Source organism: Microbacterium sp. ZW T2_14 (assembly GCF_044987405.1).
GTDB lineage: Bacteria > Actinomycetota > Actinomycetes > Actinomycetales > Microbacteriaceae > Microbacterium.
In genome coordinates, this window is record NZ_JBJDRK010000044.1 from 24323 (window position 1) to 41028 (window position 16706).

At 69.5% G+C, this 16706-nt stretch carries 14 protein-coding genes; 8 read left to right on the top strand and 6 right to left on the bottom strand.

Annotation, left to right across the window (positions count from 1 at the left end; genetic code table 11):
• Nucleotides 1-250 precede the first annotated feature (250 nt).
• On the bottom strand, nt 251-1153 hold the full coding sequence (locus ACI3KY_RS14740; RefSeq protein WP_404930908.1) for a helix-turn-helix transcriptional regulator: 903 nt from the start codon (nt 1151-1153) through the stop codon (nt 251-253).
• Between the two features lie 100 nt (nt 1154-1253).
• Here ACI3KY_RS14740 and ACI3KY_RS14745 point away from each other — a divergent pair, with 100 nt between their 5' ends.
• Nucleotides 1254-2510: a multidrug effflux MFS transporter gene (locus tag ACI3KY_RS14745; protein ID WP_404930909.1), complete on the top strand. Its 1257-nt coding sequence runs from the start codon at nt 1254-1256 to the stop codon at nt 2508-2510.
• Nucleotides 2511-2588: 78 nt separating this feature from the next.
• Nucleotides 2589-3608, top strand: coding sequence for a zinc-dependent alcohol dehydrogenase family protein (locus ACI3KY_RS14750; RefSeq protein ID WP_404930910.1), 1020 nt, complete (start codon nt 2589-2591; stop codon nt 3606-3608).
• A 218-nt stretch (nt 3609-3826) separates the two neighbouring features.
• On the opposite strand, the gene ACI3KY_RS14755 is transcribed toward ACI3KY_RS14750, so the two are convergent.
• The gene (locus tag ACI3KY_RS14755; RefSeq protein WP_404930911.1) at nt 3827-4531 is read right to left on the bottom strand and encodes a class I SAM-dependent DNA methyltransferase; all 705 of its coding nucleotides are present in this window, start codon (nt 4529-4531) and stop codon (nt 3827-3829) included.
• 163 nt (nt 4532-4694) lie between these two features.
• A complete protein-coding gene (locus tag ACI3KY_RS14760; protein WP_404930912.1) occupies nt 4695-6053 on the bottom strand; it encodes a D-alanyl-D-alanine carboxypeptidase family protein in 1359 nt (452 codons plus the stop codon).
• Between the two features lie 395 nt (nt 6054-6448).
• Between ACI3KY_RS14760 and ACI3KY_RS14765 the strand changes: the two genes are divergently transcribed.
• The 3 genes from ACI3KY_RS14765 to ACI3KY_RS14775 all read left to right on the top strand — a co-directional run bounded on the left by ACI3KY_RS14765 (nt 6449) and on the right by ACI3KY_RS14775 (nt 9967).
• Nucleotides 6449-7468 (top strand): carbohydrate ABC transporter permease, encoded by a 1020-nt coding sequence (locus ACI3KY_RS14765; protein ID WP_404930913.1) that lies wholly within the window; start codon nt 6449-6451, stop codon nt 7466-7468.
• On the top strand, nt 7468-8418 hold the full coding sequence (locus ACI3KY_RS14770; protein WP_404930914.1) for a carbohydrate ABC transporter permease: 951 nt from the start codon (nt 7468-7470) through the stop codon (nt 8416-8418). Before ACI3KY_RS14765 ends, ACI3KY_RS14770 begins: the two co-directional genes overlap by 1 nt.
• 181 nt (nt 8419-8599) lie before the next feature.
• Entirely contained in the window at nt 8600-9967 is a 1368-nt protein-coding gene (locus ACI3KY_RS14775; protein WP_404930915.1) for an ABC transporter substrate-binding protein, read from the top strand.
• A 125-nt stretch (nt 9968-10092) separates the two neighbouring features.
• Here ACI3KY_RS14775 and corA read toward each other — a convergent pair whose 3' ends face one another.
• Nucleotides 10093-11091 carry a magnesium/cobalt transporter CorA gene (corA, locus tag ACI3KY_RS14780; protein WP_404930916.1) on the bottom strand — a complete coding sequence of 333 codons (999 nt, stop codon included), beginning with the start codon at nt 11089-11091 and terminating at the stop codon, nt 10093-10095.
• 108 nt (nt 11092-11199) lie between these two features.
• Between corA and ACI3KY_RS14785 the strand changes: the two genes are divergently transcribed.
• Both ACI3KY_RS14785 and ACI3KY_RS14790 read left to right on the top strand, forming a co-directional pair.
• A complete protein-coding gene (locus tag ACI3KY_RS14785) occupies nt 11200-12171 on the top strand; it encodes a squalene cyclase (protein WP_404930917.1) in 972 nt (323 codons plus the stop codon).
• Nucleotides 12172-12284: 113 nt separating this feature from the next.
• Nucleotides 12285-13208 carry a S1C family serine protease gene (locus tag ACI3KY_RS14790; RefSeq protein ID WP_404930918.1) on the top strand — a complete coding sequence of 308 codons (924 nt, stop codon included), beginning with the start codon at nt 12285-12287 and terminating at the stop codon, nt 13206-13208.
• Between the two features lie 45 nt (nt 13209-13253).
• Here the strand turns inward: ACI3KY_RS14790 and ACI3KY_RS14795 are convergent, their stop codons facing one another.
• Both ACI3KY_RS14795 and glsA read right to left on the bottom strand, forming a co-directional pair.
• Nucleotides 13254-14909 carry an MFS transporter gene (locus tag ACI3KY_RS14795; RefSeq protein ID WP_404930919.1) on the bottom strand — a complete coding sequence of 552 codons (1656 nt, stop codon included), beginning with the start codon at nt 14907-14909 and terminating at the stop codon, nt 13254-13256.
• Nucleotides 14906-15958, bottom strand: coding sequence for a glutaminase A (gene glsA, locus ACI3KY_RS14800; protein ID WP_404930920.1), 1053 nt, complete (start codon nt 15956-15958; stop codon nt 14906-14908). The genes ACI3KY_RS14795 and glsA overlap by 4 nt, the downstream gene beginning before the upstream one ends.
• A gap of 104 nt (nt 15959-16062) precedes the next feature.
• On the opposite strand from glsA, the gene ACI3KY_RS14805 reads away from it, so the two are divergent.
• Nucleotides 16063-16332 carry a hypothetical protein gene (locus tag ACI3KY_RS14805; protein ID WP_404930921.1) on the top strand — a complete coding sequence of 90 codons (270 nt, stop codon included), beginning with the start codon at nt 16063-16065 and terminating at the stop codon, nt 16330-16332.
• Nucleotides 16333-16706: the final 374 nt, after the last annotated feature.

The following is a 16706-nucleotide window of genomic DNA, read 5'->3' on the forward strand; positions in this document are numbered from 1 at the left end:
CGTTGAGCGAGGGAGCGCCGGCGACCGAGACGAAACGCGTCTGGCCGACCTGCAGCGCCGGGCCCGGGGCGTTTCGTCTCGCTCGTTCCTCGCTCGCTCAACGACCGGAACCTTGACCTCCGGTCGTTGAGCGAGGGAGCGCCAGCGACCGAGACGAAACGCGTCTGGCCGACCTGCAGCGCCGGGCTCGGGGCGTTTCGTCTCGCTCGTTCCTCGCTCGCTCAACGACCGGGACCTTGTGGCGGGCCCCTCAGGCGCCGTCCGCCGCCAGCAGGTCGACGCCCGCCGTCTCGTCGGGCCGGTGCGTCGCCGCCCACGAGGCGAGCAGGCGGAGGCGCTCGGCGGAGGGCGAACCGGGCTCGGCGGTGTAGATCAGCATGACGTTGCCGGGCTCGGCGGTGAGCGCCAGTTCTTCGTAGGCGAGAGTGAGCTCGCCCACGACCGGGTGGTGGAACCGCTTCGTGCCGGCGCCGTGCGTGCGCACGTCGTGCGCGGCCCATAGCCGGCGGAAGATCTCGCTGCGCGTCGACAGCTCGCCGACCAGTTCCTGCATCGCGGGATCGTGCGGATCGCGGCCGGCCTCGGCGCGCATCACGCCGACGCACATCTCGGCGAACCGATCCCAGTCGGGGTAGAACTCGCGGGCGGCGGGGTCGAGGAACTGGAAGCGGGCCAGATTCGGCACGCGACCGCCATCGCCGATGACGGGGGAGTAGAACGCCCGGCCCAGCTCGTTCACGGCGAGGAGGTTCTGCCGCGGGTCGCGGACGAACGCCACCCCGTCGGTGATCGACGCCAGTGCCCACTGCAGGCTCGGTCGCCCGGCCGCCGGTCGGCCGGCGCGCCGCCGAGGACGACCGCTGGTGGGGATGCCGTCGGCCGCGCGAGCCAGGTCGAGCAGGTGGGCGTGCTCGGCGTCGTCGAGCTGCAGGGCGCGGGCGATGGCATCGAGCACCGACGCCGACGCACCGGCGATCGCGCCGCGCTCGAGCTTCGCGTAGTACTCGACGCTGACCCCCGCCAGCACGGCCACCTCGCCCCGGCGGAGCCCGGCGACCCGCCGGCCCGATCCCGCGGCGATGCCCGCGGCGTCGGGTGTGACGCGGGCGCGGCGCGTCATCAGGAACTCGCGGACCTCGGCTCGATTGTCCATACGAGAAGGCTAGATCGACTGCGGCCGGCGAAGGGTGCCTTGTCAATACACGTTTTATCAGGAACTCCCCCGGCCGTCGCGGGTGGGCGAGGCTCGGTGCATGACCGAAACCGCCGCCCCGCTGCGCCCTGCTCTGACCCGGCTGCTGCCGACGCTGCTGCTGCTGCTGACGGTGTTCGGCCCGATCTCGATGGACCTGTATCTGCCGGCCCTGCCGGCCCTCACCGCCGACCTCGGCGCGTCGACCTCGATCGCACAGCTCACCATCACGGCCTGCCTCGTGGGGCTCGCGGTCGGCCAGCTGCTCGCCGGCCCGCTGTCGGATCGCTTCGGCCGCCGCGGCATCCTGCTTGTCGGCGTCGCGGCGTACGTCGCCACCTCGGCACTGTGCGCGGCCAGTCCGACCGTCGAGACGCTCATCGTCGCGCGCTTCGTGCAGGGCCTCGCCGGCGGCGTCGGCATCGTCATCGCGCAGGCCGCGGGCCGCGACGTGTACTCCGGCGGTGCCCTCATCCGCTTCTACGGCCGACTGACCGTCGTGGGCGGTCTCGCCGCCGTCATCGGGCCGCTCCTCGGCGGACTGCTCACCGCCGTCACCGACTGGCGCGGGCTGTTCGCCGTGCTCGCCGTGGTCGGCGGCGGCATCCTCGTGGTCGCGGCGGTCGCCTTCCCCGAGACGCTGCCGGCTTCCCGCCGCACCCGTGGCGGGTGGGCCCAGACGATGCGCGACTACCGGACCCTGGTGACGGATGCCCCGTTCCTGGGCGCCGTGCTCAACCAGGGGTTCCTCTACGCGGCGCTGTTCGCGTACCTGGCCGGAGCGACGTTCGTGCTCCAGGACATCTACGGATTGAGCCCGCTCGGCTACGCGTTGGCCTTCGGCCTCAACTCGGCTGGGTTCATGGTGTTCGGCTACGTCGCCGGACGGCTCGCTGAGCGCTGGAGCGTGCGCGGGACGCTGGTCGCCGGCATCGTCGTCGCCGGCGGCGGCGCCGCAGGGCTGCTCGTCGCGGGGCTGACGCCGATGCCCCTCTGGGTCGTGATCGTCGCGCTCTTCGCGCTCTCGGTCGGCGTCGCGATCAGCTCGCCGCCCGCGACGACCCTCGCGCTCGTAGGCTATCCGCAGATGGCCGGAACGGCGTCGTCGCTGCTGGGCATGGTGCGCTTCGGCTTCGGCGGGGTCGCCGCTCCGCTGGTGGGCGTGGCGGGTGCCGCGAGCATCCTGCCGCTGGGCCTGGTGACGGTCGTCGCTGTCGGACTCTCGGCCGTCGCCTTCTTCGCCCTCGCCCGCCGGCGCGGGGCCGGCACCCATACGGAGCAGGTGCCGGAGCAGGCAGCAGTCGCGGCATCCGTCTGAACCCCGAAACGTCCCTCAACCCGACACCCCCCCCTCATACCGACAACATCCCTCAACCCGACTACAAGGAGAATCCACATGCGCGCAGTCGTCATGTACGCCCCCGGCGACGTCCGGGTCGAAGAACGGGCCGACCCGACCATCACGAGGCCGACCGATGCCATCATCCGTCTCGCCGCCTCCTGCATCTGCGGGTCGGACCTCTGGCCGTACCGCGGCGACGACGCGGTCGACCACACGCCGATGGGTCACGAATACGTCGGTGTCGTGACTGAGATCGGCGACGAGGTGTCGAACGTGAAGGTCGGCGACTTCGTCGTGGGATCGTTCTTCGCGTCCGACAACACCTGCGAGATCTGCCAGGCGGGCTACCAGTCCCGATGCATCCACGCGTACCCGATGGGTGCGATCGGGACACAGGCCGAGTACGCGCTCATCCCCATGGCCGACGGGACCCTCGTCGCCACGCCGGGCGCGCCCGACCCGGAACTGATCCCGTCGCTGCTCGCGGCATCCGACGTGCTGGGCACCGGATGGTTCGCGGCCGTCGCCGCCGAAGCCGGCCCGGGCAAGACCGTCGCGGTCGTCGGTGACGGCGCGGTGGGTCTGCTCGGCATCCTCGCCGCCCGGGAGCTGGGGGCCGAGCGGATCATCGCGATGAGCCGCCACGCCGACCGGCAGGCGCTGGCGCGCGAGTTCGGCGCGACCGACATCGTCGAGGAGCGCGGCGACGCGGGGGTGGCGAAGATCAAGGAGCTCACCGGCGGCTACGGTGCGCACAGTGTGATCGAGGCCGTCGGCACGCAGGAGTCGATGATGCAGGCCATCCGCGCGACGCGGGCCGGCGGCCACGTCGGCTACGTCGGCGTCTCGCACGGTGTGTCCCTCGACGGCATGGAGCTGTTCTTCTCCGGCGTGCACCTGCACGGCGGCCCTGCCCCGGTGCGCCGGTTCCTGCCCGAGCTGATCCAGCTCATCTGGGACCGCAAGATCGATCCCGGCAAGGTCTTCGACCTCGCCCTGCCGCTCGACCAGGCGGCCGAGGGCTATCGCGCGATGGATGAGCGCCGCGCGACGAAGGTGCTCCTGACCGTGTGACCGCCGGCCGCCGGCCGCCGCGGTGCGGCCGGCGGCGGGACCGTCACCTCGGGGCGGCTCCGCGGTCACGACGGGCGTGGCGGGCATGTCGAACCGCTCAGGCCCCGTCGAAGAGCTGATCCAGCACATTCCGGGCGAACTCGGCCTGGCCGGGCGGCTCGTTCGTGATCATGATGAGACGTACAGCTCCCGCCGGCCGGCGGCGCCGTCTCCGAAGGTCAGGCCCTACCGGCGAGCACAAATCCCTGCGCGTGCTTCTCGACGCCGCGTGGACCGCGATCGAGCACCGCGACTGTCGAGAAGCCCGCTGTTGCGAGTGCGTCCCTGACGTACGGCGTGTGGTGAAGGTACGCCGTCAGGTCCACGTCGTGCCCGTACGGCCTGTCGAGTCGACGGTCGCCGGTGCCGGCCTGGAACCCCAGCAGCAGTACTCCGCTCGGCCGAAGCACACGATGGAACTCGCCGAACACCTCACCGAGCTGGTGTGGCGGAGTGTGGATGGTCGAGTACCACGCGAGCACGCCGTCGAACCGGGCGTCCGCGAAAGGAAGGGCGGCGTTGTCGCCCTGCACGAGTTCGAGCTCCGGGTGCACTCCCCGCGCCTGGTCGAGCATCGCCGGAGACAGGTCGCTGCCGGCGATGTCGAGTTCGGAGTCGAGGCTGGTCAGGTAGCTGATCATGCGCCCGGTGCCGCAGCCGGCATCGAGCACAGCGGCCGGACGCGCGGCGATCGCATCGACGAAGTGCTTCACCATCGCCAGATCGACGGCGGCCTCGTACCGCGTGTCGGGGATCATGGCGGCATAGCTGGCCGCCACCTCGTCGTATGCCGCTCGAGTCCGATCTGTCGCTCCGCCGTTCTGTCCGCCGCTCACCCCGCCGTGCCCTGTGCCGCTCACTCCGCCGCCCGCTGCGCCACTCACTCCACGATCATGGCTGCACCGCTTCCCGATGGCTCGGTGCGCAACGCCGTCAGACGGCGCGCCATTCCGGAAGCCACCGGCGACGCCGCCACAGATGAGCATCCGGCTGCCGCGGCCACCGAGGTCGCTGCATCCGATGGTCGTCTTCTCGGCGTCGACGCCGCTACTTCGTGCCGAGCTTCGACGGGTGGGTCAATCGCCACCATTCGGTGGGCGGGATGATGCTGCCGTCGATCTCGAGCGCCACGCTCGTCGTGTTCGGCCCGGCCGTCCACGTGATGCTGCCGACCAACTCGCCGTCCTCGTATGTCTTCGGCGTCATCGTGTCCATCGCTACCGTGATCGGGGTGTCGGACCACGTGAAGATCGAAGCGTCGTCGGCGACGATCACGCGGGCTGTGGATCCCCACGGCGTCGAGTACGAGCCCACTTCGAAGCCTCGCGCGACCAGCGGCACCTGCTGGAAGCCGGCGCGGATGCTGTCGAGCGTGCGGACGACGTCGGCGTTCACCGACTGGCGGGTCGCGCCGCCCAGCGCCACTCCGATCACGCTCAGCGGTTCCGCCGCGCCTACGTCCAGCGTCGCGGTGTACAGCAGGTTGTAGCTGTTCTCGCCCAGGTTGCCGGTCTTCAGTCCCGTGATCCCGTCGACTCCGAGAAGCGAGTTCGTGTTGGACATCCCGCCGGGACCGGGCAGCGACAGCGCCGGGGTCGCGACGATCTGCGCGATCGCGGGGTGTGCGGCGGCGAGCCTGCCCAGAGCGATCAGGTCGCTCGGCGTGCTCGTGTTGGAGGCGCTGATGCCCGTCGGCTCGACGATCGTCGTGCCGACGAGGCCGTGGGCGGCGAGCCATCTCCTGGTCGCCGACACGAACGCTCCCTGCGAGCCGAACGCCCAGGTCGACACGGCCTCGGCGTAGTTGCTCGCCGACGGGATGAGCATCGTGGCCAGCGCGTCGCGCAGCGACATGGTGCTGCCCGTCGGCATGGCGGCGATCGTCGCGCCCATCACGTAGTACTTGTCGTAGAGGTCGTGATCGGCCTTGTCGAACGTGATCGTCGGCCCGGGGTCCGCCGCATCGGCGAGCGGCTTCGCATCGAGGACGACCAACGCGGTGATGAGCTTGGTGATGCTGGCGATGGCGCGCGGCTCGTCGGTCCCGCTCGTCGCCCAGATGCCGCTCGCGGTCGGGCCCAGGTACGGGTCGCCGCCCGCCACGCTGATCGCCGAAGCGCCCGTGGCCGGGAGGGCGAGAGACGCCGCCTCCGGCACAGGCGCCGCCGGGGCGCGCGAGACCCTGGCGGGAGCGGCGACGGGGGCGGTCAGCGCCCAGCCCACGTAACCGCCGACGGTGCCGAACAGCAGAGCGAACACGACGGCGGTGATGATCCACCCCCGGCGTCGACGTGCGCGCCGGACCTGCGGGTCGACTCCGCTGCCGCGAGCCGGGAACTGCTGCTCATCGCGCAGGAGATCAGCGAATTCCGACAGCTCGTCGGGCGACTGCTGGTCCGTCGTCATCGAGGGCGGTGTCTTTCGTGAGCGGCTTGCCACCGGGCCATGGGGGAGGGCGGCAGAGCCATGGTCCACCACTGTGACACAACTTATCGCGAGGGCCGACCGATCACGATCGCGGGCGGGGGAGAAGCACATGACACGGCTCTCGCGCAAGCCCCGTGATCGCGTCGTCGCGGTGTGTCTACCATCGCCGCACGATCGCCCCTGAGCCTGGGCGTCCTGCCCCTCGCACGTCGGATGCGGACCCGCCGCAGACGGTGGGGTGTGGGAAACGCCGCGCGAGGGGCGGACGCCCGTACGGATGGTCCCTGGCACGTGGTGACGATGCCACCTGTCGATGTGGAGAACGACATGACGAACTGGATCCGCCGAGAGGATTCGCTGCGCGAGGATCCGCGATGAGCATCACGACACCGCAGAACGATGCCGTCGTCGAAGCGCTGAAAGAGGCATCGGACGGGCGTGAGGATCGAGCTCGCGCCGGACGCCGCCGCCGCGAGGACCGCCCGCGCAAGGTCAAGGTGCACTACGACAAGCGCGAGGCGCTCGCCGGCTACCTGTTCATCTCGCCCTGGATCATCGGCTTCCTCGTCTTCACGGCCGGCGCGATGGTCTACAGCCTGTACATCTCGTTCAGCAACTACAACCTCGCCACGAACACGGCGAAGCCGGTCGGCTTCCAGAACTACGCGAACCTCTTCGAGGACCCGCGCGTCGGGGTGTCGCTGGCCAATACGCTCTTCTACGTCGTGATGGCGGTGCCGCTGGAGATCATCTTCGCCCTCACCCTGGCGATGCTCCTCAACCGCGCCGCACGCGCGGCCGGCTTCTGGCGCACGCTCTACTACCTTCCGAAGATGACCCCCGCCGTCGCCACGGCCGCCGTCTTCTTCCTGATGCTCAACGGCAACACCGGCGCGATCAACCAGTTCCTCCGGCTGTTCGGCATCGAGGGTCCGCAGTGGCTCGTCGACCCGGCGTGGGTGAAGCCGAGCATCGTCCTCATGACGCTGTGGACGGTGGCGGGCACGATGGTGATCTTCCTCGCCGCGCTCAAGAACGTGCCGCAGGAGCTCTACGAGGTCGCCTCGCTCGACGGCGCGGGCGCGGTGCGCAAGTTCTTCTCGCTCACGCTGCCGATGATCTCCGGCGCGATGTTCTTCAACGTCATCGTGCTGTCGATCGCGGCGTTCCAGGTGTTCGACCAGGCCTTCCTGCTGTTCTGGCGGGATCAGAGCAACGCCTCGCCCGAGGCATCCCTCTTCTATGCCATCTATCTCTTCCAGCAGGCGTTCCGGCAGTTCAACTTCGGCTTCGCCGCGGCGATGGCGTGGCTGCTCTTCGTCATCATCATGGTCATCACCGTGATCCAGGTGAAGTTCGGCAATCGCTTCGTCTACTACGAGGGAGACCGCTGATGTCGGCGTCGCTGGAGACCCCCGGGGTGGCTCGTCCCGTTCCCGAGGCGGCGACCGTCACGTTGGCGGTGCCCACCCGCTCGCGGTGGCGGCGCCATCTCGCCCAGCCGAAGACGCTCGTGGGCCGGATCGTCCTCACGATCGTCCTCATCGGGTTCGGGCTGCTGTTCCTCTACCCGTTCGTGTGGCTGCTGTCGGCGAGCCTGAAGCCGCGCGGCGAGGTCTTCGACAACTCGCTCATCCCGAAGACGTGGATGCCCGAGAACTACGTCGAGGTGTGGAACCAGCTGCCGCTCCTCAGCTGGATGTGGAACAGCGTCGCTATCGCCGTGCTGGCTGCGGGAACCGTGGCGATCTCGAGCTCGATCGTCGCTTTCGGGTTCGCGTACTTCAAGTTCCCGGGTCGTGGTCTGCTCTTCGGCCTCGTGCTCGCCACGATGATGCTGCCGGGAGCTGTGACCATGATCCCGATCTACCTGATCTGGAAGGAGACGGGGTTCCTCGGCACGTGGGTGCCGCTCTGGGGCATGAACCTCTTCGGGTCCGCCTTCTACATCTTCCTTCAGCGCCAGTTCTACCTCGGTCTGCCCAAAGAGCTGTTCGAGGCGGCGCGCCTGGACGGCGCCAGCTACTGGGGCCTGTTCTGGCGCATCGCGATGCCGCTGTCGATCCCGTCGTTCATCATCGTGTTCCTCTTCGAGTTCCAGGCGAGCTGGAACAACCTGCAGGCCGCGCTGATCTACCTCAACGCCGGCTCGGTCGACGAATTCACCGCGCCGCTGGGCATCGCCTACGCCATGACGAAGTACAGCCCGACCGCCGGCGGCCAGGGCGACTACCAGTACGTCATGGTCGCGTCGTTCCTCGTCACGCTGCCGATGCTCATCATCTTCGCGTTCGGCCAGCGCTACTTCATCGAGGGCGTGGCGACGCAGGGCAGGAAGGGATGAGACGGATGCCGCGCCGCGGCCGGCAGCGATTCCACGACGTACACCTCACACATCAATGAATACGCGGGCAGCGCCGATGTCGCGTCGCGTGGGCAGCACGACGGTCCGTGGGAAGGGTTCCCACGGCGGACCTGCCCACGCAGAGGCGGCGACGGAGCCGCCCCGATCGAAAGGGAAACAGATGCGCAAGCGCATGATCGGGATCGCCGCTCTGGCGGCATCCGCCGTCCTCCTCGCCGGGTGCGGGGGCGGCGGAAACGGTGGAGGGGGCACGGGCGGCGACGTCGACTTCGGCGCCGAACCGAGCGGGTCTCTCACGGCATGGGGCTTCGAGAACGCGGACGACGTCGGCCAGTCGAGGCTGGACTACGCGGAGGAGCAGCTGAGCGACGTTGACGTCGAACTCGACGCGACAGCCTTCGACGCGCAGAAGTTCACCACGCGCATCGCGAGCGGCGACGTGCCCGACGTGGTGCAGATGGATCGGCGCTACGTGACCCAGTACGCCGCGCAGGATCTGATCATGCCGCTGGACGACTGCTTCAGCGCGCACGATGTCACGCCCGACGACTACTGGTACCCGTTCGTCGTCGACGACGTGCGCTACGACGACGAGATCTGGGCGGTGCCGCAGTTCTACCAGCCGCCGGCCATCATCCTCAACACGCGCGTGATGGACCAGGCGGGCGTCACCAACGAGGAGATCGACACGTCCAACCCGGACGCACTCCTGGGCGCGATCAGCAAGATGTACCAGGAATCCGGCGGCGTCCCGTCGCGGCTGGGCTTCGACCCGGTCTCGACCGGTCAGGCGCCGCTGTGGATCCTCGGCATGGGCGGCCAGCTCACCGATGACGACGGCAAGCCGACGCTGGACGACCCGAGCAATGTCGCCGGCATCGACATCCTCAAGCAGATCAACGACGCGCAGGGCGGCTACGCCTCGGTGAAGAGCTTCACCGACTCGTTCGACACGTTCGGCGAGGAGAACCAGTTCGTCAAGGACCAGGTGGGTGCGCAGGTCAACGCCCAGTGGTACCCGAACGTGCTGTCGCCGTACGTCGACCAGCTCCAGATCGAGGCCGTGCCGTTCAAGGACAGCGAGGGCAACCCCTTCTCGGTCGCCGGCGGTTCTGCGTTCGTCATCCCGGTGGGTGCGGAGAACCCCACCGCAGCGTGTGCGTGGATGATCGACCTGACCAGCGAGGATGCGTGGAACGCGGCCGGCGAGGCTCGCGCCGCGACGCGCGAGGGGGACGGCGGCATCAACACCGGTCTGTTCACCGGCTCGCCCGGTCCGGACCAGTCGACCCGCGAGCAGTTCGTCGTCGAGAGTGGCAACGCCGGGTTCGACCAGACCATCTCGACGTACTACGACGTGCTGGACTACGGACAGTCGTTCGGCTCGTCACCGGCCGGCCAGGACATCCAGAACGAACTGAGCAATGCCGTCACGGCGGCGCTCCTCGGTGACAAGACGCCGGAAGAGGCACTCGCCGATGCGCAGGCCGCGGCCATGCGCGCGTACGAGAACGCGACCGGGGGCTGACCTCCAGCGGCTGGTCTCTTGGGGGATCGGGGTGGGGCGACTCTCGGGTCGGTCCGCCCCGATCCGTCTCCGGTCGGTTCCGCCCGATCGCTCTCCGGCCTCGCGGGACCCGCGGACCGGCCCGGTCAGAGCCAGTGGCGTTTGCGGAACACCCAGTACAGGGTGACGCTGGTCGCCGCCATGAGGGCGAGCGCCATCGGGTAGCCGAGCGGCCATTCCAGCTCGGGCATGTACACGAAGTTCATGCCGTAGATCGTGCCGACGAGCGTGGGCCCGAAGAGGATTGCGGCCCAGCCCGAGATCTTCTTCACCTGCTCGTTCTGCTGCAGCGCGGTGTCGGTCTGGCGCTGCGTGACGATCGTCGCGTTGACGGTCAGGGCGTTCTCGAGGATCGAGCGGAATGCGGTCGCCTTGTCGATGATCCGCAGCGCATGGTCGTGCACGTCGCGCAGCGACCGCTGCAGCTCGAGGTCGACCTCGTACTTCGGGGCGCCGCGCTGGAGGGCGTCGAGCATGTCCGCAAGCGGCGCGACGGCGCGCTGCAGGGTGATGACCTCGCGTGACAGGTCGTAGATGCGCTTGGAGAGCGTGACACCGCCGCTCTCGAACAGCGCGTCCTCGATCTCGTCGATATCGTTCTCGACGCCCTCGATCACCGGCGAGTACTCGTCGACCACCTCGTCGAGGATGGCGTAGAGCACTGCCTCCGGCCCGAGGGCGAGCAGCTTCGGGTCGCGCTCCATGCGGTGGCGCACCCGGCTCAGGTCGGGCGACTCGGCGTGGCGGATGGTCACGATGAAGTCCGGGCCGACGAACACGTGCAACTCGCCGAACTCGACGGTCTCGGTCTCGTCGATGTAACGCGCGGGCCGCAGCACGATGAAGAGGATGTCGCCGTAGCGCTCCAGCTTCGACCGCTGGTGACCCGTCAGGGCGTCCTCGACAGCGAGCGCGTGCAGCGAGAACTCGTCGGCGACCTGGGCGATCTCCTCAGGAGTGGGACGGAACAGCCCGATCCAGGCCATTCCATGCTGGGCGCGCGTGTACTCGAAGGTCTCGGCCAGACTCGTCGGATTCTTGATCCGCTGTCCGGCGACGTACACGCCGTTGTCGACGATGGGCATCGGGCCATCCTCCCTCGCCGGCGGGCGGCGCGGCAACGATCCCCACAGTATCCGGACGAACGGATGCCGCGGCCCTGCCGCGTCGGTGGTCGTGGGTACTCTGCCCTCATGTCCACGCCGCGACCTGTGCTCGACTGGCTGCTCGACTCCGACCCCGCGCTGCGCTGGCAGGTCGAGCGGGACCTCGCCGGCGCCCCGCCCGACGTCTGGGAGGCCACGCGCGCCCGGGTTGCGACCGAGGGCTTCGGCGCCCGGCTCCTCGCCGAGCAGGACGGCGACGGCCAGTGGGCCGGCGGCGCCTTCTTCCCATCGGGATTCTTCGGCAGCGCCGAGGCGGAGGCACCGGGTCAGCCCTGGGTCGCGACGACGTGGGTGCTCAAAGACCTGCGGGAGTGGGGCGTGGATGCCGCCGTGCTGGAGGGGACCGCTGCCAAGCTCGCGGCGAACAGCCGGTGGGAGTACGAGGATCTGCCGTACTGGGGCGGCGAGGTCGACGTCTGCATCAACTCCTACACGCTCGCGACCGGCGCCTGGCTCGGCGCCGATGTGTCGCGGCTCGCGGCGTGGTTCCCCGAGCACCGTCTCGCCGACGGCGGTTGGAACTGCGAGGCCGAAGAGGGCGACTCCGTCCGCTCGTCGTTCCACTCGACGCTGAACGCGGTGCGCGGCATGCTCGCGTACGAGCGGATCACGGGCGACACGAGCCTGCGCGAGGCCCGCCACGGCGGGGAGGAGTACCTGCTGTCGCGGCGCTTGATGTTCCGCGCGTCGACCGGCGAGCCGGTGGGCGACTTCGTGACCCGCTTCGTCTATCCCCACCGGCACCGCTACAGCGCGCTCGCCGCCCTCGACCACTTCCGCGACGTCGCGCTGCTCGAAGGCACGGCGCCCGACCCCCGGCTGGCCGAGGCGATCGAGGTCGTGCGCGCGGCCCGGCAGCCGGACGGCACGTGGCTGCAGACGACGCCGCTGCCCGGGCGGACCTGGTTCGACGTCGACGTCGGCGAGGGCGAGTCGTCGCGCTGGCTCACCCTGATGGGCACCCGCGTGCTCGACTGGTGGGACTCGTCGGCCGCCTGACCGCCGGCACTCGCCGCCCCTCGTCCGGCGCCCGCTGCCCGCCGCGGGTGGGGTGGGCTTCCGCCGTCGGCGAACGCGGGCCGCGGCATCCGTCACGGGTCGACACTTGTCGCATGGACGACAGGGAGGCGCTCGACGCCTACTCATCGACGGTGATGCGCGTCGCGCAGACCGTGCTGCCCTCGGTCGCGGCGGTGAGCGTGCGCACGCGCCAGGGGATGGGCGCGGGCAGCGCCTCGGTCATCACCCACGAGGGACACCTCCTCACCAGCGCTCATGTGGTCGAGGGCGCGGTCGGCGTCGAAGTCGCGTTCCCCGACGGCACCGTGGCGCCGGCATCCGTCATCGGCGCCGACCCGCTCTCGGATCTGGCTGTGCTGCACGCCGACGGCCCGACGCCCCCGCCCGTGAGGATGGGGGATGCCGCGGCCCTGGGAGTCGGTCAGCTGGTGGTCGCGCTCGGCAACCCGCGAGGGTTCTCGGGCAGCGTGACGGCCGGCATCGTGTCGGCGCTCGGGCGATCGCTTCCGACGCGCTCGGGGCGGGTGATCGACGAGGTCATCCAGACCGACGCCGCGCTCAACCCCGGCAACAGCGGCGGTGTGCTCGCGGACAGCTCCGGCCGGATGGTCGGCGTGAACACGGCGGTCGCCGGCATCGGCCTGGGGCTCGCCGTGCCCATCAACGCCACGACCCGCGAGATCATCGACGCCCTGCGCACGACCGGGCGCGTGCGACGCGCTTGGCTGGGCATCGCCGGCGCGACCGTGCCGCTCGGCCCCGACGTGGCGGCCAAGGCCGGAGCGAGGATCGGGATGCAGGTGGTCTCCGTCGTGCCGAACAGTCCCGCGGCCGCGGCCGGCGCGCGCGCCGGCGACATCGTACTGTCACTGGACGGCGTCGCGATCGCGGACCCCACCGCGTTGCAGCGCCGCATGGTCGCGGGAGTCATCGGCCGGCGGATGGAGATGACGCTCTGGCGCAACGGCGCTCTCGTCGATGTGGTCGTCGAGCCCGAGGAACTCCGCGTCGGCTGAGCCGGAGCGAGCGGGAGTCACCCGGTGCGCCTCGGTGTCGCCGGCTCAGTCGTCGGCATCTCCCTCGGCCAGGCGTCCGGTGCCGACGGACTCCGGCAGTTCACCCGGACGGAACCTCGGAAGTCGGCTCGCCGGGACGATCGCGAGCGCGCTGACGCCGGAGAGGATCAGCAGGCCGATCTTCAGTGCGCTGAGGCGCGCCTCCTCGTTCAGTGCCACGGCGGCGTCGACCTGCTCAGCAGTCGCGTCCGTCTGCTCGGTCAGCGTCGCCTCGAGGCGATCGTTGCTGATGAAGTTCACGTTGTCGAGATCGACCTGTGAGACCAGCTCGGGCGAGAGTTCAGGGTGCTCGACCAGTGAGCCGACGACGTTGAGGCTCAGGATGCCGACGAGGAGTGCACCCGAGACGGCCGTTCCGACCGCCGAGGCGAGGTTCTGCGTGGTGCCGCGCACCGAGCCGACGTCGCCGGCCAGTTCCTTGGGCGATGCGGTGACGAGAACGTTGAAGACGAGCGTCACGAGCGCGCCCTGTCCGACGCCGAAGACGAACAGGCCGAGGATCGTCGGCAGCGTCTCCCAGTTGTTGGTGACGACGATCGAGAGCCAGACCAGGGCGATCGTCGTGAGCCCGAACGAGAACATCCCGATCGTGCGCGGCGTGAAGCGCCGGTAGAAGCGCACGACAAGCATGGCGGTGAAGAAGACGGTCAGGTTGAAGGGCAGCATCGCCAGGGACGTGTCGAACGGCGTCCGGCCCTGGACGATCTGGATGTACAGCGGAATCGTGAAGTTGAGGGCCGCCTCCAGGCTCACCACGATGAACATCGCATAGACGGCGGCCCGCTCACGCGACGATCCGAAGACCGAGAGGCTCACGAGCGGAACCTTGCCGGCTTTCGTGCGTCGCCGCGTCCACAGGAAGAAGAGCTGGACGAGCACCACGCCGATGAGGATCATCACGGGGGCGGGCGAGACGCCGGCGATGTCGAACGGGGCGGCCGGGCGCGCGAGCAGGAGCCCCCAGTTGTTGAGGTTGTTGACACCGAGCGTGAGCGAGACGATGCCCAGGCCGATCAGCACCGCGGCGACGACGTCGATCTTGATCGCCGGGTTTCCCGGCAGCCCGCGCAGCCAGAAGCTCAGCACGAAGACCGCCACCGCGAGCAGGAGCACCACGATGAAGACCTGGCGCCACCCGACGAGTGTCGCCAGCGTGCCTCCGATGAGGAACGCGCTGACGCCGGCCAGGGCGCGCGCAGAGCCCAGGGAGCCGATCGCCGTCTCCTGCTGGCCGCCCCGGTAGTTCTCTGCGATCAGGGCCACCAGCGAGGGGACGATGATGGCGGCCGATGCGCCGGCGAGCGCCTGGGCGAAGATGACGTACCCGACAGACGGGCCGAAGATCATGAGCAGGGCTGAGGCGGCGAAGAGGGCTACGACGACACGGAAGACCGTCACCCACCCCACTCGCTGGCCGATCTTGGCGCCCACCATGACGAGAGCTGCGACGACGAGCCCGTACGTCACGATCGCGGTGCTGACATCGGTGGGGGGCACGCCGAACGTCTCGACCATGCCGCCGAGGGAGACGGGCAGCGCCGCCACGTTGAACGACATCAGGATCTGGGCGAGGAAGAGGCCGATCATCGGCACCCAGGAGGCCCGAGTGGCGGTCACGCTGACGTTCTGCGGTGCGGTCATTTCGAGGATCCTCCTGAGAAGTGCGAGCTCGAGGCGAAGATGTTGAGACCGAGGGCTCGCGACAGATAGGCCGTGGCCACCTGGCCGCGAACGCTGTTCCCGGCGGAGTCGAGTGGCGGCGCGTACGTTCCGATGCCGACCTTGCCGGGGGCGACGGTCACGAGACCGCCGGCGACGCCGGACTTGCCCGGAAGCCCGATCTCGTAGAGCCACTCGCCCGACCGCTCGTAGAGGCCGGTGGCCGCGAGCACCGCCAGAAGGTCGCGGCAGACCGCGGCGGACACCACCCGTTCACCGGTGAGGGGATTGACGCCGCCGTCGGCGAGCGTGGCACCCATCACGGCCAGGTCGCGTGCGTCGACGAGCAGCGAACACTGCCGCGTATAGACATCGACCACCTCGAACGGGTCGACGTGAATGCGGCCGTAGCTCTCGAGCAGCTGCGCGATCGCTCGGTTACGGTGATTGGTCTCGGCCTCCGACCGGTAGACGTTCTCGTCGACCACCAGCTCGCGCCCCGCGAATCGCGAGAGACCGGACAGCACCGTCTCCCATTTGTCGTCGGCGGTGTCTCCGGGGACCAGTGCCGTCGTCGCGAGAGCGCCGGCGTTGACCATCGGATTCATCGGGTGGCCGTCGTTGAGCTCGATCGCGACGACAGAGTTGAACGGCAGCCCCGTGTTGTTGACGCCGATCACGTCGAAGGCCTTCTCGTGTCCGAGTGCGTCGCAGACGAGCGCGTAGACGAAAGCCTTCGATATCGACTGGATGGAGAACGGGACGCGGGTCTCGCCGACTTCGTGCAGGCCGCCATCGACATCGGCGACGCAGACGCCGAAGCTCTCGGGGTCCGCCTCGGCGAGGATCGGGATGTAGTCAGCGACCACGCCCTCCCGATGGGAGCTCGCGCGGCTGTGGGCGGCGGCGACCATCTCGTCTATGCGATCGCTCGGTGGAAGGGACCCGGTCGCAGCGCGCTGCTCGACATCGGCTACGTCCAGATCGCTCTCTCGCACACTGCCCACAGTAGGACCCCACCAGCTCGCCATGAACCGAGGGTCGGGCCTGCGGCGTCGACCCGATGCCCGCCGTGCGTGGAAAACCCTCGACGGCGATTCCACGGCTGCGGCCGCCACCCGGGATACTGGGACGCATGTCCTCGTCTGTCGAACGCCGATCGAACCCGACGGCCTGGGCCGCGTTCTGGTTCGCGCTGGCCGGTCTCGTGCTCATGCCCATCCCCCTGTTCATCGGGCTGATCCTGGGTGGCGGCCTCTCCATCGTCGCCGCCGTCCTCGCCGTCATCGCCCTCCTCAAGGGACTGGCCCGCAACGGCAAGGGCATCGCCCCCGTCGTGTTCGCCGCGATCTTCATCGCACTCACGTGGGGCGGCATCTCGATCGGCGGCGGCACCGTCTGGTAGACCCCGTGCGGCGCTGACCTGGCCGCGGAGCGAACCGAGTGCTACGCGGCGGGGGACGCCGTGGCTGATTTCCGCGGCATCCCTCCCGCCACCCTCTCCCGAGCCGAAAGTCGGGCCCGTCACACGACACGCCGCCCACAGCGATGGCACCACGGCGCGTCGTCGTCACCGGCCCGACTTTTCGCATCGGCATCGGCATCGGCATCCGTCCCGGCCCGCCGTGCGAAAGGCTTCAATGACGGCAGAAGGCTCACGGCCCTAGCTTTGAGGCATGAACGACATCAGCATCCCGGTGCAGGACATCGCATCGGACGTGGCGCACATCGGCAGAGTTCTCGGGGCGGCCGGCGTCGGGCTGGAGGGCGGGGGAGTGT